Consider the following 19,246-nt stretch of genomic DNA (forward strand, 5'->3'; position numbering starts at 1 on the left):
GGGGCTTTCTTCAACAAATACTCAGCTACCACTTGATAGGCTGGGAGCGAGGTGGGGTGCGGTATTGCCCGCCACCGGGTGTGAGGCAAAGCGCACTATTACCATCTCGGCGGTGGGGTCGATATAGATCGTCTGCCCACGGGCAGTGAATGCACCATGATCATTATGCAGCGACCACCACATGCCACGGTAACTGCCACCGGGTAAAGTGCGGTAACCTGCAGCGGCAAACGCTTGCCTGCCACCGCCTTGACGAATGCGTTCTACCGCAGCCGCGGGAAACAGTTGCTTGCCGTTAATAACACCTTCATTCAGCACTAACTGCCCTACTCTGACCATATCCCTTAGGCCTGCGCTTAAACCGCCAGCGGCAAAGGGTGTTCCGATAGAGTCGACGGTAAAGTAGCCATCCTGCTCGGCGCCTATGCGTTGCCAAATTCGCGACGACAGTAACGACGTCACCGACTCGCCCGTGGTGCGCGCAATTACCCAACCGAGTGCATCGGTATTGATTGTTTTGTAGCCAAACACCTGACCATGCTCACCTTCCGGCTGCACGGTGGCTAAATACTCATAGTAAGTGCGTGGCCCAGAGTAGCCTTCTGGCTTAGGAAGTGGGCTTGCCGCTGCGTTGTACGCCCATATTTCCGCATTGGGGTCGCTGTAATCTTCGCTATAGGCAAGGCCTGTGGTCATTTCTAACAGCTGCTGCACGGTGGCATTGCCAAAAGCGCTATTGGCCAGCTCTGGCAGTATGTCGCCGACGAGCGCCTCTTCATCCAATGCGCCTTCAGCGACCAGAATTTCCCCCAACAGGCCGGTCATCGACTTAGTCACCGACATTGCCCCGTGCTGGCCCGCCTCATCTAAACAGCCGGCGTAGTACTCATACACCACTTGCCCCTGATGAAGAATCAGCAGGCCATCGGTGTAGTTCTCGCTCAACGATACCTGCCACGACATGGGTTCACTACCGTCAAGGGGTGTAAACAGCACATCATTGATAGCGTCATCCAGCGCGTAGGTGAGCGGCATAGGCGCTCCCAACCCCCTGCTCACCTGTTTAGTGGGTAGCAATTCGCGGAAGTGGCACACTGTCCAACGCATTTTAGGAAAGCTAAAGTAATTGGAGTCAGGTTGGCCAATTACCCGTTCTGAAACAGGCGGAAACCCTTGCATCCAGCCCAACCGGTTGGGGTCTGATTCGTCGGCGCTTAACACGTCACTATTAAATGCCTGCGCGAAGGCTGGTGCTGCCCAACCAACAAATATGGTGGACATCGCAAGCGGTAGAACGCTGATGAATCGACGGGTTAAACGCGGCATGACCAACTCCTAAATAGGCTGTCCTGCACATAAAGCGGACAGGCAGCGTCCTCAGTATAGATAGAAATGCACGATGCTTTACTAAGATATACGCCCAAATCCTAAGGCATACCCCAGATACGCAAACGCCCGACCTATATGACCGGGCGTTGTGGTTTGCACTGGGCCTTACCAACTATATTTCACGCTGCCAATCACACTGCGGGATTCACCGTAATAGCACCAGTATTCACAGCTGGCCACGTACTCTTTATCGGTGAGGTTGTTGACGTTGACCTGGGCCTGCCAACCGTCAGCAAACTCATAGCCCACCATGGCATCGACCAGAGTGTAGCTATCCACTACTGTGTTGTCGGCGACGCTGGTATCAACAGTGCTGCCCACATAACGCACACCGCCACCTAGGGTCACGCCGTTTAACGCGCCGCCGGTGAAGGCGTAATCCAACCAAGTTGATGCTTGGTGGCGCGGGATTAACGGCGCACGCTCATCGCCTTCCAGACGAGCATCGGTGTAGGTGTAGGCCGCGGTGACTTTTAACGCATCGGTAATATAACCCACCCCTTCCAGCTCAAAGCCTTGAGAGGTACGCTTGCCCTCTTGTACTTGGAAGCCTGCTGGAGAGGTCACTAGAGTATTGGTCTCTTCCAGATCAAAAACTGCCGCCGTTACATAGCCATCCCAGTCGAACGGCGCCAATTTAGCGCCTATTTCCCACTGACGACCTTCGCGGGGATCATACAGGTCGCCTGCATCATCGACTCTACCCACTGGGTCAAATGACTCGGTGTAGCTAACGTAAGGATTAACACCGTTTTCACCCAGATACATTGCGCCACCTGACCAAGACACTTGGTCGTCATCTGAGCGCTGAGTGGTTCCTGCGGTTTGATTACGGTTATCAGTTTCCGCTTGGTCGTAGCGTACGCCGCCCAGCAGCACCCAGCGGTCATCGATACGCAGCTGGTTTTGGGCATACAGACCGGTCTGCTCTTTATCGATTTCCCGAGTTAGCAGATCTTCTTCTGCAATCGGCGTAAAGTTACCGTAGGTTGGGTTAAAGATATCAATCGGCTCGCCGAACGCATAGTTATCCCCTTCCTGGCCACGCAGGCTCAAGTTTTGGTAATCAACACCCAGCAGCAGCGTATTCTCGGTGCGATCACCGTACCAAGTACCCACCATGCGGTTATCAATCGTCCAGCTATCAATGGAACCATCGCGATAAACCAATCCACGGGATGCGCGTCGATCATCAACCATGGAGAGTGCGTAGGTGCTGCGCAGCTCTAAGTCCAGTTCGCTGTAGCGCAGGTCTTGCTCAAACGACCAAGTATCGTTAATAGCGTGGCGAAGCTCATAACCAAGCCCCCACTGAGTGCGTTTATCCTGATCGTATCCAGGTTCGCTCAAGTTGGTCTGTGGGTCTATGCGGCCAAAGGGGGTGTTTTCCACAGTGCCATAGGGCAGCTTAAAGCCATTAACGGGAACGCCATCATCTTTTTGCACGCTGGCTAAAAAGGTAACGGTAGTATCTTCACTAAGATCAACCGCCAGGCTCGGCGCAAAATAGTAGCGCTCGTTATCCGTGGCGTTTAAATCGCCGTCGCGCTCTTTGTATAATCCCACCAAGCGATAGCGCACATCCTCTGATTCTCCCAGCGGCCCGCTGGTATCAATGCCGACTTGGCGATGGTTGCGGTTGCCAAGCTGTAAATTAACCTCCCCTTGAGGAGTCTCAGTCGGACGCTTACTGACCGCATTGATCAAGCCCCCAGGAGGTGCCTCACCGTATAGAATCGATGAAGGCCCTTTAAATACCTCGATACGTTCCAAACCATAAGGCTCGGGTAGCCACTGATAAAATCCTTCGCGGTAGATTCGCAGACCATCTTGGTAAGTCGATTGATCAAAACCGCGCACCTTGAGCCAATCGGTATTGTTATCACTACCGTAATGGCCCGACAGCACGCCCGCACGATAGCGGAAAGTTTCATCTAGCTGTTGGACGTTACGGGCTTCCAGTTCTTCACGGTCAACGCTTGAGACCGGGCGTGGTGTCTCTACTAGCGGGGTATCGACTTTTAGTGCCGTGGCGGTAACCACCACAGTATCGTTGGAAGTGTTTTCTTCCTGAGCATAGGCAGATGCGCAAAAAAGCGCCGCAGTGACGGGGATCAGTGCGGAAATTGAGCGCGCCAAAGGACGACGGGCAAACGGCAGACGAGGCATGATAGAGTCTCAGTTGGAATTAGGAGCAAAGAGGAAGCAGAGAAATAAGCATCATGATAATCGTTGTTATTAGCATTCATGATAGCGCTTTTGAATAGTTGCTTTCAATGGCCTAATGCGGGGATTTTCCACGCTGACTGAAGGCGATACCAACAGACTGTACCCAATGCATCTCAACTGCTTAGATGCTTTAGCAGTTGAGATTTGAGAAGAGAGGCGCTGCGTTCCCTGCAGCGCAAAGTGCAACGTCCTGTTTAGGCATTTCCGTTGCCACACTTATATCTACATTAAACAGTTAGCTATCTGTTGGCTGTGCGCTGGCGAACATGGGGGTGAAAACTCCTGCAATAACTATCCCTCTCCAACGATTCTCTCTTATACAACACGTCGTTTCTAAGCCTGTTCCAAGAGGCTTATGTACGTTAGCGTACTGAGTTGGTCTGCCGATAGCCTATACTAAAAACGATATCTGTATAAAAATTTGTGATAACAGTAAAAAGCATTAGAAAAGAACATCTTACTCAGACAATTTTGATCAAAAGCCGCGCGACAGCCAACAACAGGGGGAGAGGTGCGATGCTAGAACTCCAGCAGAACGCTCTGCTTGGCTTATTACCCGAAGAAGACCTTGCGCATCTGTTGCCTCATCTTGAGCAGGTTACATTGTCCTTGGGTCAGTCACTCAGCGAATCCGGCCGGCAAATGAGCCATGTCTATTTCCCATTGGATTCTATCGTCTCACTGCTGTGCGTAATGGAAGATGGTGCCTCGACGGAAATTGCCGTAGTGGGTTATGAAGGAGTGGTAGGCGTTTCGTTGTTCATGGGCGGAGAGACCACCCCCAGCCGAGCGATTGTGCAGAGTGCAGGGAAGGCTTACCGCCTTAAGGGGCAATTACTCAAAAACGAATTCTATCGCGCGGGCCCTATGCAGCGACTACTTCTGCGCTATACCCAAGCCTTGCTGACGCAGATGGCACAGACAGCGGTATGCAACCGCCATCACAGCGTCGATCAGCAGCTATGCCGCTGGCTGCTACTCAGCCTCGACCGGCTACCGGGCGATAAATTGATTATGACCCAAGAGTTAATTGCCAATATGCTGGGCGTGCGGCGCGAAGGCGTGACCGAGTCCGCAGGGAAACTCCAGCGAGCAGGGCTGATTTCCTACAACCGCGGGCATATCACCATCATTGACAGGCCTGGGCTAGAGAAGCGGGTCTGCGAGTGTTACGCGGTGGTTAAGCGCGAGTACGACCGCCTACTCAACCACCATGACGTAATGTAATCCTTCAATCCCTACTATCAATCTACCCGTAAACACCATTCCAACGTTATGTACGCTAGCGTGCCGACGAGTGATTTACCCAATGTTAATATGCGCATAGTCCGTCAATAACGCTGATGATGGCCTATCTGCAGCCGACATCAAAATGATTTACACCTTCATTGTGCTGTTTGCCAGGTTCTTATAACCGGAGAGGCACATGACGTCTATTTTGAACGTTCCCACTGCCAATCAACTCCTTGTTGAGCTGCCGGAAGTCGAGCGAAATGCCTTTATGGCTGCCTGCAACACCGTGGAGCTTAGCTTTGGTAAAGTGCTGCTACAGCCCACAGAGACATTTACCCACGTCTATTTTCCCATCGATAGCTTCATTTCACTGATTGTCGTCATCGATACTGACAAACGACTGGAAGTCGCGATGGCGGGTCGGGAAGGAATGCTGGGCAGCTCCTTAGTGTTAGGCATTGATGAGGCGCCACTACTCGCGCTGGTTCAAGGAGCAGGTTCGGCCCTACGTATTGACGCTGGAGCCTTTCAACAACTACTCCTTAGCACTCCGGTATTACAACAGCGACTAAAGCGATATATCTATGTCGTGATGAAGCAACTGGCGACATCTGCGGCGTGTAATCATTTTCATCGAATTGAAGAGCGCCTCGCCCGCTGGCTGCTGATAACTCAGGATCGCGCGGGTACCGATCAGTTGAATCTGACTCATGAGTTTCTGGCCATGATGCTCGGGGTTAGACGTGCAGGCATTACCCTGGCGGCGATAGCCCTGCAGGCGCGTGGCCTAATCCGTTACCAGCGTGGAACCATCACGGTGCTTGATCGACTAGGCCTAATCGAGGCGTCCTGCGATTGCTATAGCGATGATTGCGCGTTATACGCCAAAATGTTGCCGGTGATATAAAGAAAGGAAGCGTAACGCTTGATCAAGCATTTAATAAGCCCCCTTCCTCTGTAACGCCAACGGGCTACGTAAAGAGGCCATTGGCTGGCCTCTTCATTACGCAGCGTTTTATTAAGCAGCATTAAGCCTGACTACAGAACATTTTTGTAAGCTACTCCCCCTTTCATAATTAGCATGAGCTGCTCATCGGGCTGAGTAAGAACATTAATATCGTCCAAAGGATTGTCTTTAAGCACGATTACGTCTCCCCTTGCGCCTGGGATAATCTCGCCAAAATCGCCGGTGTGACCATAAGCGTCGGCGGCGTGGCTAGTGGCTGCACGAATCAGCTCGTCGGTGGGCACTACATCTTTGCGTAAATGAAATTCGTTGAGTTGATGGCGTTGCATCCGGCCAAGAAGATCAGAGCCGTATAGCATCTTGACACCGTATTGTTGAGCCATTTCCAGTGCCTTACCGCCAGCATCCAGCACATCATAAACCTTGCGTTGTAGGTGCTCGGCCATGCCCGCTTCGACGCCCTCCTTCGCTAAGGCATCGTAAGTGCAGAGAGTCGGCGTTAGGTAAGCGTCGTACTCAAGGAATAGCCGACAGCTCTCCTCGTCCATAAGGTTGCCGTGCTCAATGGTCTTGACGCCTCTGGGGATAAGCCGGTTGATAGCGCGCGCCGTATAGGCATGTGCCATGGTATGAATATTGGCGGCGGAGGCTTCTTCCACAATGGCATCAATTTCCTCAAGCGAAAATTGCGTGCTGTCGATACGGTCGGTAGGTGATGAAACGCCGCCAGACGCCATAATCTTGATCTGGGTGGCACCCTTTCTGATCTCATCCCGGGCGGCCCGGCGTACTTCACTAACACCGTCACAAACACGACCTAGGCCCGCGCAGCAGAAGCAGCCTTCAAAGGTTTGTTGGCCTGGGCCGCGCATATCGGCGTGGCCGCCGGTCTGGGAGAGTGCATTCCCGGCGTACATGATACGCGGGCCGACCAGGGCACCTTCATCGACAGCCTTGGCGAGCCCGTAATCTGCACCGCCAGCATCGCGCACGGTCGTGAATCCGCGCATCAACATAGCTTCCAGCAGCTCGCTTGATTTGGCACCCACATAGAAAGGCGAAAGCGTCTCAAGCAGAGCAAAATTGGGTGTAATTGCCGTGACGTGTACATGCGAATCAACCAGACCAGGCATCAGGTAGTGGCCTTGAATATCGATGACGTGATCATCACTGCCCTCTAGCGGCGAATCGCTCACATCGACGATACGGCCATCCTGAATACGCACCTGCTGGTTGGCGAGTACTTTTCCGTTGCGCGTGTCGATGACGTTGGCATTAATAAAGCGTGTCGTTGTCATGAGTATTCCTTGTGAGTGTTCTTGTGAGAGTGGCGTTAAAACATCTTTTGCGGAAGGTAGAGCGAAAGCGCTGGAATCAGCACGATCAATAACAGGGCAACAATATCCATGACGATGAACCAGGCGACGCCCTTAAAGACTTCAGACAGGGTGACGCTATTGCCCAAGGCACCTTTGATGACATACACATTGAGCCCGATAGGCGGAGTGACCAACCCCACTTCAAGCAGCTTTACGACGATGATACCGAACCAGATCAAGTTGAGGTCTGCGCCTTCCACTAAGGGCAGAATTAACGGCAGAGTGAGGAGCAGTAAGCCAATGGAGTCGATAAACATCCCCAGCACAAGATAGATCACTGCCACCGCGAGAATGATCCACCAGGTCTCGGTGCTGACGCCGAGGATTATTTCGGAGAAAGCAGCGGGCACGCCACTCATGGCTAGAAAGCGGGTGAAAAACAGCGACCCAATGAGAATAATAAAGATGCTTGCCGTGCTCACCGCCGTGCGAATCAGCGCTTCCCGAATGGCTGAAAAAGTTAGTGTGCGCCGTGCCAAAGCAATCAGAGCGGCAATGGTTGTACCCACGGCCCCCGCTTCGGTAGGTGAAAAAACACCCAGAAAAATCCCGCCAAGAACTGAGCCGATCAGCAACGGCAACGGCCAGATATGCTTAAAGGCATCCCACTTTTCGTCCCAGCTAGAGCGTACATCGGTGTTGCCCGCCAAGCTGGGGCTAAGCTTGGTTCGCACCATAATCATGGCGATGTAAAGCAGCGCCGAAAGCACACCGGGGATGAATCCCGCCATAAACAGTTGACCCACCGACACCTGGGCATAAACGCCATAGAGCACCAGCAGCACGCTTGGGGGAATCAGCGAGCCAAGTGTTCCAGAGGCGGCGACGGTACCGGTGGCCAGCCCCTTGTCGTAGTTATGCTTGAGCATTTCGGGCACGGCAATCCGCGACATGGCCGCCGATGTTGCGACGCTAGAGCCGGAGGCTGCAGCAAAGAAGGCAGAGGCCATAACACTGGAAACAGCCAGACCGCCAGGCAGGCGCGCCAGATAAAGGCGCATGGCATGAAACAGGCCTTGGGTCATATTAGTGCTGGTACACAAATAGCCCATAAACAGGAACATAGGTGCAGCGGTCAGTTCCCAGGTACCTGCAAAGTCGAACGGAGTGGCCGAAATCATCCCCCAGGCCACACGCATGCTGGTCATTTCGCCAATGCCGATAATCGACACCAAACCCAGTGCCACGCCGATTGGTACGCGCAGGGCGGTAAGGGCCAAGGCGATGGCAATGCCTGCCACACCTATCTCGATATTACTCATTAGGAAACTCCTACAGGGCTTGGCGTTGTTGCAGCGCCTTAATCATGTTGGCGAGGATGGCCAGGCACATAGCTGCAAAGCCAACCGGTAACGCCCAACGACTGGGCCATAGATAGAAGGTGAAATTGGCCATGGCCGTTTCCATTCGAACCGTAGCGCGAACGGCATCTAGATAGCTCTGGTAGCAGAGCATGCCGAAATAGAGGAACCCAAGGGTGCTGGCAAATAGGTAAAGCGTTAGTTGGGCAATAGGCGGAAGCCTTCCCACCAGCACATCCACGCTGATGTGTTCCCGCTGAAGCTCCACATAGGCGAGAGGCAGAAAGACGACGGCGACCATGTAGTAAAAAGAGACAAACTCCAAGGTGCCGGTAAACGACTTTCCGAATAAGTAGCGCAGCCCAACATCGAGTGAGACATGCAGTGCCATAAGCACCAGAAAGAGGGCCGCCAGCACCATGGCACTTTTGGCAACCCACTGGCTCAGTGATTCGAAGTGTTTGGCCATCATGCGGGCTCACTCCTCTGCGTATCCGGGGCAGAAAAGCCCAGTTCTAACAGGGTCTCTTTCCAGAACAGCAGCATATCGCGGTAGAGTTCGGGGTCATCTCGCCAGATGCTTTGCGCCCCCATACCCCGCATCATGCACAAGGTGGCATTCAGGGCGACGCGATTCTGATGTGAAGTGTGCTTGGAACTGGCGACTAACTGCTCCCAAATCTGCTCCAAAGAGTCATTGAACTTTGCTGCCAGCGGTATCAGCACTTTCATGATATCGGGGTCGGTTCGCGCATTAGTGAGGTATTCGAGAGTCACCATATAAAGGTCACCCTTGAAGTGCTCATGCAGCGCTTTAAGCAGGCTGTCAAAGTTAAGCTCACCCGCTTTAACCTTTACGGCCATCTCCCTTACGCTTTCCACTTCGCGACTAAGCAAGTCCTCAAGCGCCGCCTGCATCAATAATGTCTTAGAGGGGTAATGGTGAACTAAAGCGCCACGGGAAACGCCCGCCAGACGTGCAACATCTACCGTTGAAGTGGCACGAATGCCCTTCTCGAGAATGCATTCGATAGTCGCTTGCGTCACCCGAGCCTGGGTTTGGCGTGAGCGTTCTTCTTGATTCTGTCGCTTCGTCATAGCGAACCCTTATTTGGCCTAGGCCGCCTCAATGCGGCGGCCTCAATGTTGCAGCGTTAATAGATTCCGTAGTCAGCAGGAAGCTTATTGTAGATCTCTTCCATGGCCAGTTCGGCCAGTGCCTCTTCGTCCTCGCGATCAACCTCGCTGATTAAGGCATCCCACTTTTCGTAGGTCGCGATAAAATCATCAATCAGCGCCTCTGGGTCTTCAACGCCGTACTCATCACGAGCCTTATCGTAGACATTGGCCAAGGCCTCATCGCGGAAAGCCTCCACGGAAGCCATCAGATCATCTTCGGGCTCGTAGATATTGTTGCCGTGGGAGGCGGCTTCTTCCAGTGCGGCTTCAGAAGCGCCCAGATACTGGACAATCATGCGGGTCATTGCCTTGGCAGTCGCTTCTTTGAAGACATTACGTTCCTCATCGTTGAGGCTAGCCCAGAAGCCCGAATTGAAGCCCCACTGAGGGCCAGACCAATACATGCCGGTAGGCAGCAACGTGGTGTGCTCGGCAACCTCCCACAATGACCGGTCAATCAAGTCGTTAGCCGCATTAGAGGCGCAGTCCAACGAGCCACGATCGAGGCCGCTATACATCTCACTGGAAGGCACATTGACGGGCGTTCCCCCGGCTTGCTCGACCCAGGCAGAAACAGTCGAGCCAGCCGTTCGAATACGCTTACCGCGTAGCTCTTCCAGATTGCGGACTGGTTCGCGGCAGAACAGCACATAGGAAGGCGTGTTATAGGCGCCCAGGTAGACAATATCCAGCTCCTCCCACTCGGCTAGCTGAGTGGGATTATTAAGGCTGAAGTCTGTCACCGCCAGTATGCCAATCAGCGGGTCATCATAGTTAAACCCTAACTCCTGCACGGCATTCGCGACTGGCATTTCAGAAGGCGTGTAGATAGCCGCATGGTGAGCAACCTGAACCACGTTATCCTGGATACCCTGCAGGTTAGCCCGTGGTGCCAACAGTACGGTGCCGGTATAAACCTCGGGTTGCAGTTCGCCGTTCGAGAGTTCCTTGACCATTTCTGCCCACTCGATGTAACCGTAACGGGAGTGGGGATGTTGTTGGTCGTAGAACGAATTGGCAATAAAGGAAGTTGCGGCATGGGCCGAAGAAGCAACAACAGGCAAGACCAGCGCTCCAACGGCGAGTGTCAGCGTATTACGAGTGAAGTTCATATAGTTTCCTGGGCCGATTTAATCGGCTGTTTTTTTCTGTTGTATTGTTTCATCTTGTTGACACGTCACCAGCTGTGGCGCGTGCACATAATTCAATCTAGACTTCAAATAATAAAAAAACAAGCAGGTCTGTTTGTTTTTGATACGACCTGCTTCGCATAGAAAGGTTAAGCAATGAAAATAAAAGAAAATCCTACTCGGCTGGATATTGCGGGTACCTGGCGAGGGATTCGCATGATGCTGCCTTTAGCGGTTTTTACGATCGCGTTTGGATTGGCGTTTGGCGTAGCCGCCGTGCACCAAGGGTTGGCCGGCTGGGAAGCGATGCTAATGAGCCTGTTTGTCTTCGCGGCTCCATCGCAATTTGCTGCCCTAGAGATGTGGCATTCGCCTCTGCCACTGCTTGCTCTGGCAGCGGTCACACTCGCGATTCATACCCGGCATATGCTAATGAGTGCGGCGCTCTATCCCTGGCTCAAGGCGTTACCTCAACGCCAGCAATTCGCTATGGTGATTCTGCTAACCGACTCCAACTGGGCAATGGCGCTGGGAGAGTATCAGCGCGGCGAGCGAAACCTGGGCATTCTTCTAGGTGGCGGGATAGCGCTATGGGGAGCCTGGGTCGCGGGCACCGCAATAGGGTTAGCCTTTGGCGGAGGCATTACCGAGCCTGAACGCTTCGGCCTTGATGTGATCATGCTGTGCTTTCTGTTGATGATCGTTGTAGGTGGAAACCCAAGAGCGGCAATGGCCCTACCCTGGCTGGCAGCAGCGGCTAGTGCATTAATGGCGTACTGGTGGTTGCCGCCTTACCTACATGTGATGGTGGGTGCCATTACTGGTGGCGTGGTGGCCGTATTATTACCCGGGCGCTGGTTAAGGGAAAGCGCCTCATGAGCTCATCACCCGTGTGGCAGTCGTTGATAGCTATCATGCTAATGGTGGTAATTGCTTATGGCTCCAGAGTGCTGGGGCTGCTAATCATGTCGCGTGTGCCGCTAAGTCCACGCGTGCGGCGATTCGTCGATGCCATGTCTAGCTCAGTCCTGATTGCCGTTATTACGCCTATCATCGTGCATGGTGACGGCGGCGTTCGGCTCGCGGCCATTGCCGCTGGCACGGTGGCGGTAGTATTGAGAAGCCCGCTGGTATCGATTGCCATGGGTATGCTTTGCGCTGCGGGTTGGCGCTGGTGGGTTGGGTAATATTGGGGGACTTGAAAGTTTTAGACGTGCGCAGGGCGTAACTAGAATCAGATATACAGCAGCTCCAGGGACTAATTACTCCCTGCTTTTGAAATAGGTAAATATAGAAATGGTGGGCCCAGTAGGACTTGAACCTACGACCAAGGGATTATGAGTGCAACCAAACAAACTTTGGGGTCGCGCCTGCAATGCGTAAACCAAGCATTATCAACGATTTACCGTTTTCCATGAATTACATTACTCACACGGTTTTCACCCTGTCAGCAGCCAAATGACAACCAGGCGACGACCACCCGCCGTTTAAACATTAGTCTGAAGGAGCTGAATGAAGTGGATAAAATGCCTCACTGCAATCACTGACAAACAATAATGGCACAGTAAAATTTTCTAGGCGAAGCCCTAAGTGGAAAGCTCCTCTATTATTCTATCAAACTGTGGTTAGCCTTACTTCTCACCAAGATATGCTCATTAATCTGAATCTCTACCGACCTTCACGCCTACTTTTTATATTTTAGAGTGAGTCCGTCTATCAAAGACTGTTGGGCATGAATCCGTTGATATTTCTCCTCATAGTTCTCTACGAGCATCTGTTTGGCGCCCTGAAAAAAAGACACGGCCAACTCAGAATATCAGCGGTACAGGAACAGCATCGCCAGGGTATTTGACGAATCAGCACGCGTAGGGTGCATAGCCGCAAGCTCAGCTTCTAGCACCGGAGCAATCTTACTATACAAGGCTGCCACAGGCTCCTCTTTGCGGATGCCAAATAGCATCGCCTTTCAGTATTCAAGTGCGCTTTCCGCCCACGTGGTAGGGTCCGGGTTGGCCGTGCACCAAGATGAAAAAGCCTGTTTGCGATACGTCTCTGCGCTTGCTTCATCCTTCATAGCCTAGAGAGTGATGTGGTCAAACTTTATTTTAGCACCATTCCTAGCGGCCGATGCGGAGGGATCAGGAAGAACCCCCATCAGATGAACCCACTCTGCCCCTTTCTACAATAGCGAAAAATTTTCTATCGCGAATACGGTTCGTCGCCTAGAGATAGTGAGAAAAAGTAAACGCTTGGGAGTTGCATTGCGAACTCCGAACTCCAAAGCCTAGCTTGATTCAGCGTAGGCCTTGCCCGCACTCACTTGTTGAATCCAGGAAGGACTTAACTTACGACAAAGTGATTATGAATAAAATTCAGTGATTTTAAGAATCGCGCCTGCAATGCGGTTATTCTTAAAATCAGCCATTTGAGAATTTCCACTACTTACACTAGTTACATTGTTCCCGGCAACCAGCAACCAAACAAGAACCATCGCCTTACCTACGGCTAGCTGTGTAGAGCCCCCAGTTAGCCATATAACACAAACATTACCTGCTCGAGACGACCCAGCAGGCGCTTGGTCGGCAGGAAAGCGTCAAATGATGTCTCAGACGTACGCGCTTTGAGAATGGCTGCGATGAACGCCCGCCCTACAGTGCAAAACCTTCATTTTCCAGTGGTATTAGTGTTCTCCTCTCCTCGTAGTCCTTCAACTCATCACGAAATGCCAGAGATGTTTCCTCTTCACCGATATAACGGTAAAAGCCGCCGATGGGCCGCAATTATTGAACGAAAGGGCTAAGGTGGCAAGCGTGTTGTCACTCGCGGGCAAGTCATTATTCATGCCCATGGGAAATGATGTCGACGCTTAAGCCCGAACAGCGCAGCGAGATGCGTGGAGCAGAAGGCGTATGAGGCGAAGGTGATATTACGTGAGACTCAGTGTAAGACGAGAAATACCCGGCGTGTGTGGCCCTAAGACCCCCAACTGGCTGGTGACCCTCGCGTCAAGTAACAGGTCAACCTCACAGGCCATAATTGCGCCTCATACCGGTAACTCTTGCTTCTGAGCAACGAAAAATGCGACTAAAGTTGCAGCTTCGTGGCTTGCATTAGTGTCGGAAAAATACTTAGATATTTAAGTATTCAACCACACACAAGAAAGGTGGGTATTCTATGGCTAGCCCCTCTGAAAAAGTTCCCATGAACGAACTGGTCGTCTCAGCACTGGACGCGATCGCCGACGGCATTTACCGCGTTGAGCTCGCTGATCCCGAGGGCAACGACCTTCCCGAATTCACACCCGGCGCTCATGTGCGCCTCGAGACTCCCAGCGGCCAAATGCGACACTACTCGCTGTGCAATGATCCCGACGAGCAGGCTCGGTATGTCATTGCGGTCAAGCGCGAGGAAGAAGGCACCGGCGGATCGAAGAGCCTGGTTGACGAAACCCGGGTGGGCGATCGTCTCAAGGTATCGGCGCCGCACAACGACTTCGAACTGACAGGCAACCCCGCTCGCTACATCTTCATAGCCGGCGGAATAGGCATAACCCCGATTCTCTCGATGATTTATCACCTGAAGGCAACGGGGGGCAAGCCCTTCAAGCTTTACTACCTGTCGCGCGAGCCGTCGCAAACCGCCTTTCTCGAGGAACTCAGCGCCCCCGAGTACCGAGGCAAGGTGGTAATCCATCATGACCATGGCAATCCCGATAACTCCTATGACCTGTGGCCGGCACTCGAGCAGCCCAAGGGGGCCCATATCTACTGCTGTGGCCCCCGTGGGTTAATGGAAGCGGTTCGCGACATGACCGGTCATTGGACACCCTCCAGTGTACACTTCGAAGACTTTGGCAAAAGCCATTCGACCAGCGCAGCAGAGGACACGCCCTTCACTGTACGCCTCCACAAGACCGGCGAGGCGGTTCCGGTACCGGCAGGTGTCTCGATCCTCGAGGCATTAAGAGTGAATGGCCATCATGTTCCCTACTCTTGCGAAAGTGGCACCTGCGGCTCCTGTCGAACGCGGCTTCTGGAAGGCGAGGCGGAGCACCGTGATCTGGTTTTGTCAGAAGCCGAGCGACAGGACAACATTATGGTCTGCGTCTCGCGCGCGCGTTCGAAGGAACTGTTAATCGATTTACCTGAATAATTATTTACTTCACCCCGGAGTGCCCACCATGCTAGTACCCCGCTTGAAACTCGGCATCGCCGGTCTGGGTCGAGGCTTCATGCTTCTGTTGCCCACCTTCGCGGCCCACCCTGGCATTCGCTTAGTGGCGGCGGCCGATCCGCGAGAGGAGGCTCGTCGCCAGTTCCGTGACGATTTTGCCGCCACCACCTATGCTGAAGTTGCTGAACTATGCGCCGATCCCGACGTGGAAGCGATATATATCGCCACTCCCCACCAGTTTCATCGCGAGCATGTCGAACTGGCGGCAGCACATGGAAAGCATGTCTTGGTCGAAAAGCCGATGGCGCTCTCCCTTGAGGATTGCCAGGCCATGATAGATGCCATGCGCCGCGCTGCGTGCTGGCTGATTGTCGGACACAGTCATAGCTTCGATGCGCCCTATTTGCGGACGCGTGAGATAATCGACAGTCAGGATTTCGGGGCGGTGCGCATGATCAGTGCGCTCAACTACACCGACTTTCTTTACCGCCCCCGCCGTCCGGAAGAGTTAAACACGTCGCAGGGGGGTGGGGTGGTGTTCAGCCAGGCTGCTCATCAGGTCGATATTGTGCGCCTGCTCGGTAGCGGGCACGTCAAGAGCGTGCGGGCCGCTACTGGAAGCTGGGATCCTGCACGCCCCACGGAAGGCGCCTACAGTGTGCTGCTCACCTTCGACAATGGCGTATTTGCCAACATGACCTACAGTGGCTTCGCGCATTTCGACAGCGATGAACTTTGCGGGTGGACAGGTGAATTGGGGCGGCCTCGAGACCCCGATCAGTACGGCTGTGCCAGGGCGAGGCTGATGGAGATTCAAGGACCCGAAGAGGAAGCCGCCCTTAAGAACACCCGCACCTATGGCGCTGGCCTTTCCCTAACCAATAGCCAACCACAGGATACCGCACATAACCATTTCGGCTTCGTCCTCGTTTCCTGCGATGGCGCCGACCTTCGTCCCGTACCGCACGGGGTTCAGGTGTATGCCCATACTCGACGCTTTCTGGAATCCTTGCCGCGACCGGAGATCCCGAGGCGTGAAGTTTTAGATGAACTGATAGGTGCCATACGCCATGACCGGCGACCCATTCACACCGGCGAATGGGGAATGGCAACGATGGAAGTCTGCTTGGCGATACTGGAATCCGCCCAAAATAAACATGAAGTTATGTTATCCCACCAGACAAGTGTGCCAGACCCGGTGTGTTATGATAAAACTTCGGATTAGGGCGATATTGCCTCCTTGGGAGAAACCACCACGATGCCTCGTAACAATAATCGGGAAAGTCGAACGGTTCTTCTTCATTGGTTAGAAGATGTGCCGGACGATCGCTTGGCTCACTTGATACGTGATGCCGGCCGAGTTCTGACAAAAAGCCTGCAGTCACGCTTGGCGGAACACTCGGTAAGCTTCGGCCACTGGTCGTTCCTGCGTATCCTCTGGGTAACAGAAGGATTGACTCAACGCGAACTCAGTGAACAGGCTGGACTGATGGAGCCCACGACCTTTACCGCCCTGAAAGCGATGGAGGCCAACGGCCTGATTGAACGCAGACAACTAAATGGTAACCGCAAGAACATTCATATCTATCTTACGGATAAGGGACGAGATTTAAAGGAAACCCTGATTCCCCTTGCTGAGGACGTTAATGATATTGCTGTGCAAGGTACCAAGTGTGAAGACCTCCGTGTGACACGACGCACCTTGCTCAAAATTATCAGCAATTTGGCCGCGGCAAACGAATAATGCTTAATCACAATCATCTGCTAACCCACTAACCTGTGGGTTAGCGATGAATACCGCCAGACCTCTCCATGAGAAGCGCTCAAGATAGACGGAGCGGCCATCAGCATCGATGGGGCTGCCATAGTGATGGAATGTCAGTATATCGTCCAACGTGACGAGCCCGGGTGCTATGTTTCGCCTCAGTAGAAGCCGTACGGTATCTTCAGGAAGGGGATGTTGGCATGCCAGAAGGCATCGAGTACGCCTTCATTGAAAGTGAATAGTTGGTATCTACCAAGCCCCGAGTAGCTCTTCTTTATTAGGGAGTAACCATACCCGAGGTCGAATTATCGTGCACGACCGAATGTTGTGGCAGTTGTACATAGCCACTCTCCTTCAGTACCGTCAAGTAGGCCCCCTTGCGGCCGACATGCCGCATGAGCAGCTTTCTGGGTGCAGGCGCGCCAATCTTCCAGAACGGGGACACTGCAGGCACCGCGACTGCCCTATTGATCCGAGATCGTTCGCTGGGGGCGTCGCTTGCCGGCTCTCTAGAAACGATAATGTCGTACCGATACGCAGGCATGGCGCGATAGTCCCCAGGCCAACCTTAAAGCAAGCGGTCTACCGAGCCATCTATGACGAAGTGAATGCACCGCTTCAAGCTGGCGCTTCGACTTGGTCCCATCGAGTAACTGCCCCGACGAGACCAACCACAGAGGCGACCGGGGGACAGACGGAAAAACCCTGGCAGCTATGGATATTCGGGCACGCCAGGCGCAAACCCATCTCGGAGTTTAGTCCTTAGCATACCGAAGATACCTCCAACTGCCGATTCCACGCTTGATCTTCGTGTGAATTCGGCAGCCCCCGCTGGCCTGTTGACCTCTCACATCAATAGACGCATTGATAAGTCTATCGCCTTGAGATCCTTGGTCAAAGTACCTAGAGAGATGTAATCGACCCCCGTCCTTGCGATAGTGATCAAGGTGGCCTCCGTGACGCCTCCTGAGGCCTCAAGTAGCACGCCTCCTGCTGAGATATCGACGGCTGTCCGCATGTCCTCGATACTGAAATTGTCCAGCATGATCATGTCGGGCCTCGCCTTAAGCGCTTGCTTGAATTCCTCCAGATTTTCAACTTCCACTTCGATCGGCTTCTCGGGTGCCAGATGCCTTGCTTCATCTATCGCCTTAGCGATACCACCACAAGCTGCAATATGATTCTCCTTGATGAGATAGCCGTCATATAGGCCCATACGGTGACAGAGACAACCACCGCAGGTTACCGCATACTTCTGAGCGAGACGCAGGCCGGGTAAGGTCTTGCGAGTATCTAGTAATTGCACTGACGTTCCTTCGACTAACCGGAAAAAATAGCGACTTCGGGTCGCGGTACCTGAGAGAGCCTGAAGAAAATTGAGCGCACTTCTCTCCCCACTGAGCAGAGATCTGGCATTTCCTGACATGTCACAGAGCGTCTGACCGGCCGTGACGCAATCACTATCTTTGACCTTCCACTCGATTTCCACTCGGGGATCGATCTGCTTGAAAATCTCGTCGACCCAAGTGGTGCCACAAACAACGGCATCTTCCTTCGTGATTATGCTAGCTTCCGCCTCACACATACCGGACACCAGTCGCGCCGTAATATCGCCACTTCCGATGTCTTCTTCAAGTGCAGCAATTGCGTTCCTCCTCGCTGCTTCGTCGAGCATGTTTTTATCAATCTTATACATACAAAAACTCTCCCCTTTCCACTTACTATGCAGTTCCAAAATACGCAATTGCACCCACACCCATTACCATAGTAACGGTGCCTAGCGCCACCCATCGATTCACCACACCTTCTCCACGCATAATAAATACGGTTATCAGCAATACAAAAAAGGGAGTCATTGAAGCCAATAGAGCAACAACGGAAAGCCTACCGCCCTGAAAAGCCATATAAAGAAACACAGGACCGAGGCTTGGACAGACCTGACATCAAAAAACAAAAAACTCACCACGACCACAAACGACAGTATTGACAGGCGCAGAAACGCCACGGATGGTCTTATAAACAATCAGGTAAGATGCCAACAACCCCCAGGAGGATGTCGTGGTGACCGCGGCTGCAATCACTGCATCTGCTACATGATCAATGCCTATTTTCCTGAATACTACCGACACACCGTAAGACAGCGATGCAGCCAAAGGGAAGAGTAAATATCATCTTGAAGTGCTAATTGAAGAATGTACACTCAGCCGCCCGCTCTGTGATCCAAGAAAAGCCGTACCCAACAGCACAAACCCGATCCCCGGCAGCACTGCAAGATCAACATCCTCACCTAGAAAAAAGATGGCCAGCACTACGGTAACTAGCGGATGGGTCAATGTGAGTGGAGTAGTGGTATTCGCACCTAAGCTTTCCATACCGAGGAAATGGAACAACCGACCAAGCAGGGGAGCAAAAAATCCGGCCAAGACAGTGTAACGCCACTCCCACCACTCCGTGAGCTGCCAGCCATCTCTGAGAAGACTCCAGCCTCATAAGAAAACCAC

The 19,246-nt window shown here is 52.9% G+C and carries 15 protein-coding genes and 1 pseudogene; 7 read left to right on the forward strand and 9 right to left on the reverse strand.

Features of this window, described 5'->3' with window-relative positions; genetic code table 11:
* Positions 1 to 21 precede the first annotated feature (21 nt).
* A complete protein-coding gene (locus K7H09_RS03300; protein ID WP_230803554.1) occupies positions 22 to 1,326 on the reverse strand; it encodes a serine hydrolase domain-containing protein in 1,305 nt (434 codons plus the stop codon).
* Positions 1,327 to 1,494: 168 nt separating this feature from the next.
* Positions 1,495 to 3,558, reverse strand: coding sequence for a TonB-dependent siderophore receptor (locus tag K7H09_RS03305; RefSeq protein ID WP_009288344.1), 2,064 nt, complete (start codon positions 3,556 to 3,558; stop codon positions 1,495 to 1,497).
* A 576-nt stretch (positions 3,559 to 4,134) separates the two neighbouring features.
* On the opposite strand from K7H09_RS03305, the gene K7H09_RS03310 reads away from it, so the two are divergent.
* On the forward strand, positions 4,135 to 4,845 hold the full coding sequence (locus K7H09_RS03310; protein ID WP_027958580.1) for a Crp/Fnr family transcriptional regulator: 711 nt from the start codon (positions 4,135 to 4,137) through the stop codon (positions 4,843 to 4,845).
* A 199-nt stretch (positions 4,846 to 5,044) separates the two neighbouring features.
* Complete coding sequence (locus tag K7H09_RS03315; protein ID WP_009288345.1) at positions 5,045 to 5,758, forward strand: Crp/Fnr family transcriptional regulator; 714 nt, start codon at positions 5,045 to 5,047, stop codon at positions 5,756 to 5,758.
* Positions 5,759 to 5,889: 131 nt separating this feature from the next.
* Here the strand turns inward: K7H09_RS03315 and K7H09_RS03320 are convergent, their stop codons facing one another.
* Genes K7H09_RS03320 through K7H09_RS03340 form a run of 5 tightly spaced genes read right to left on the reverse strand, consistent with a single transcriptional unit; the run spans position 5,890 to position 10,789 of the window.
* Positions 5,890 to 7,116: a metal-dependent hydrolase family protein gene (locus K7H09_RS03320; RefSeq protein WP_009288346.1), complete on the reverse strand. Its 1,227-nt coding sequence runs from the start codon at positions 7,114 to 7,116 to the stop codon at positions 5,890 to 5,892.
* A 35-nt stretch (positions 7,117 to 7,151) separates the two neighbouring features.
* Entirely contained in the window at positions 7,152 to 8,459 is a 1,308-nt protein-coding gene (locus K7H09_RS03325) for a TRAP transporter large permease (protein ID WP_009288347.1), read from the reverse strand.
* A 10-nt stretch (positions 8,460 to 8,469) separates the two neighbouring features.
* Entirely contained in the window at positions 8,470 to 8,970 is a 501-nt protein-coding gene (locus K7H09_RS03330) for a TRAP transporter small permease (RefSeq protein WP_009288348.1), read from the reverse strand.
* Positions 8,967 to 9,596: a TetR/AcrR family transcriptional regulator gene (locus tag K7H09_RS03335; RefSeq protein WP_039860497.1), complete on the reverse strand. Its 630-nt coding sequence runs from the start codon at positions 9,594 to 9,596 to the stop codon at positions 8,967 to 8,969. Before K7H09_RS03335 ends, K7H09_RS03330 begins: the two co-directional genes overlap by 4 nt.
* A 56-nt stretch (positions 9,597 to 9,652) precedes the next feature.
* Entirely contained in the window at positions 9,653 to 10,789 is a 1,137-nt protein-coding gene (locus K7H09_RS03340; RefSeq protein ID WP_009288349.1) for a C4-dicarboxylate TRAP transporter substrate-binding protein, read from the reverse strand.
* Between the two features lie 174 nt (positions 10,790 to 10,963).
* Between K7H09_RS03340 and K7H09_RS03345 the strand changes: the two genes are divergently transcribed.
* From K7H09_RS03345 to K7H09_RS03365, 5 genes are all read left to right on the forward strand, one after another.
* Positions 10,964 to 11,686: an AzlC family ABC transporter permease gene (locus K7H09_RS03345; protein ID WP_009288350.1), complete on the forward strand. Its 723-nt coding sequence runs from the start codon at positions 10,964 to 10,966 to the stop codon at positions 11,684 to 11,686.
* Positions 11,683 to 11,994 carry an AzlD family protein gene (locus tag K7H09_RS03350; RefSeq protein WP_039860500.1) on the forward strand — a complete coding sequence of 104 codons (312 nt, stop codon included), beginning with the start codon at positions 11,683 to 11,685 and terminating at the stop codon, positions 11,992 to 11,994. Before K7H09_RS03345 ends, K7H09_RS03350 begins: the two co-directional genes overlap by 4 nt.
* Before the next feature lie 1,987 nt (positions 11,995 to 13,981).
* Positions 13,982 to 14,959: a PDR/VanB family oxidoreductase gene (locus tag K7H09_RS03355; protein WP_174788255.1), complete on the forward strand. Its 978-nt coding sequence runs from the start codon at positions 13,982 to 13,984 to the stop codon at positions 14,957 to 14,959.
* 28 nt (positions 14,960 to 14,987) lie between these two features.
* Entirely contained in the window at positions 14,988 to 16,205 is a 1,218-nt protein-coding gene (locus K7H09_RS03360) for a Gfo/Idh/MocA family oxidoreductase (RefSeq protein WP_230803556.1), read from the forward strand.
* 33 nt (positions 16,206 to 16,238) lie between these two features.
* The gene (locus tag K7H09_RS03365) at positions 16,239 to 16,724 is read left to right on the forward strand and encodes a MarR family winged helix-turn-helix transcriptional regulator (protein WP_174788257.1); all 486 of its coding nucleotides are present in this window, start codon (positions 16,239 to 16,241) and stop codon (positions 16,722 to 16,724) included.
* 868 nt (positions 16,725 to 17,592) lie between these two features.
* Here the strand turns inward: K7H09_RS03365 and nadC are convergent.
* Together nadC and K7H09_RS03375 are read right to left on the reverse strand one after the other, a co-directional pair.
* Positions 17,593 to 18,441: a carboxylating nicotinate-nucleotide diphosphorylase gene (gene nadC, locus K7H09_RS03370; protein WP_230803558.1), complete on the reverse strand. Its 849-nt coding sequence runs from the start codon at positions 18,439 to 18,441 to the stop codon at positions 17,593 to 17,595.
* A 472-nt stretch (positions 18,442 to 18,913) separates the two neighbouring features.
* Positions 18,914 to 19,210, reverse strand: a pseudogene (locus K7H09_RS03375) (EamA family transporter); the annotation flags it as partial.
* Between the last annotated feature and the right edge of the window lie 36 nt (positions 19,211 to 19,246).

The organism is Halomonas sp. IOP_14, from assembly GCF_021021315.1.
Lineage (GTDB): Bacteria > Pseudomonadota > Gammaproteobacteria > Pseudomonadales > Halomonadaceae > Vreelandella > Vreelandella titanicae.

Bases quoted from the DNA above. Each gene is read 5' to 3' on its own strand.
- K7H09_RS03340 (WP_009288349.1), bottom strand. From the start codon at position 10,789: ATGAACTTCACTCGTAATACGCTGACACTCGCCGTTGGAGCGCTGGTC.
- K7H09_RS03305 (WP_009288344.1), bottom strand. From the start codon at position 3,558: ATGCCTCGTCTGCCGTTTGCCCGTCGTCCTTTGGCGCGCTCAATTTCC.
- K7H09_RS03355 (WP_174788255.1), top strand. From the start codon at position 13,982: ATGGCTAGCCCCTCTGAAAAAGTTCCCATGAACGAACTGGTCGTCTCA.
- K7H09_RS03300 (WP_230803554.1), bottom strand. From the start codon at position 1,326: ATGCCGCGTTTAACCCGTCGATTCATCAGCGTTCTACCGCTTGCGATG.
- K7H09_RS03325 (WP_009288347.1), bottom strand. From the start codon at position 8,459: ATGAGTAATATCGAGATAGGTGTGGCAGGCATTGCCATCGCCTTGGCC.
- K7H09_RS03320 (WP_009288346.1), bottom strand. From the start codon at position 7,116: ATGACAACGACACGCTTTATTAATGCCAACGTCATCGACACGCGCAAC.
- K7H09_RS03360 (WP_230803556.1), top strand. From the start codon at position 14,988: ATGCTAGTACCCCGCTTGAAACTCGGCATCGCCGGTCTGGGTCGAGGC.
- K7H09_RS03345 (WP_009288350.1), top strand. From the start codon at position 10,964: ATGAAAATAAAAGAAAATCCTACTCGGCTGGATATTGCGGGTACCTGG.
- K7H09_RS03315 (WP_009288345.1), top strand. From the start codon at position 5,045: ATGACGTCTATTTTGAACGTTCCCACTGCCAATCAACTCCTTGTTGAG.
- K7H09_RS03350 (WP_039860500.1), top strand. From the start codon at position 11,683: ATGAGCTCATCACCCGTGTGGCAGTCGTTGATAGCTATCATGCTAATG.
- K7H09_RS03335 (WP_039860497.1), bottom strand. From the start codon at position 9,596: ATGACGAAGCGACAGAATCAAGAAGAACGCTCACGCCAAACCCAGGCT.
- K7H09_RS03330 (WP_009288348.1), bottom strand. From the start codon at position 8,970: ATGATGGCCAAACACTTCGAATCACTGAGCCAGTGGGTTGCCAAAAGT.
- nadC (WP_230803558.1), bottom strand. From the start codon at position 18,441: ATGTATAAGATTGATAAAAACATGCTCGACGAAGCAGCGAGGAGGAAC.
- K7H09_RS03310 (WP_027958580.1), top strand. From the start codon at position 4,135: ATGCTAGAACTCCAGCAGAACGCTCTGCTTGGCTTATTACCCGAAGAA.
- K7H09_RS03365 (WP_174788257.1), top strand. From the start codon at position 16,239: ATGCCTCGTAACAATAATCGGGAAAGTCGAACGGTTCTTCTTCATTGG.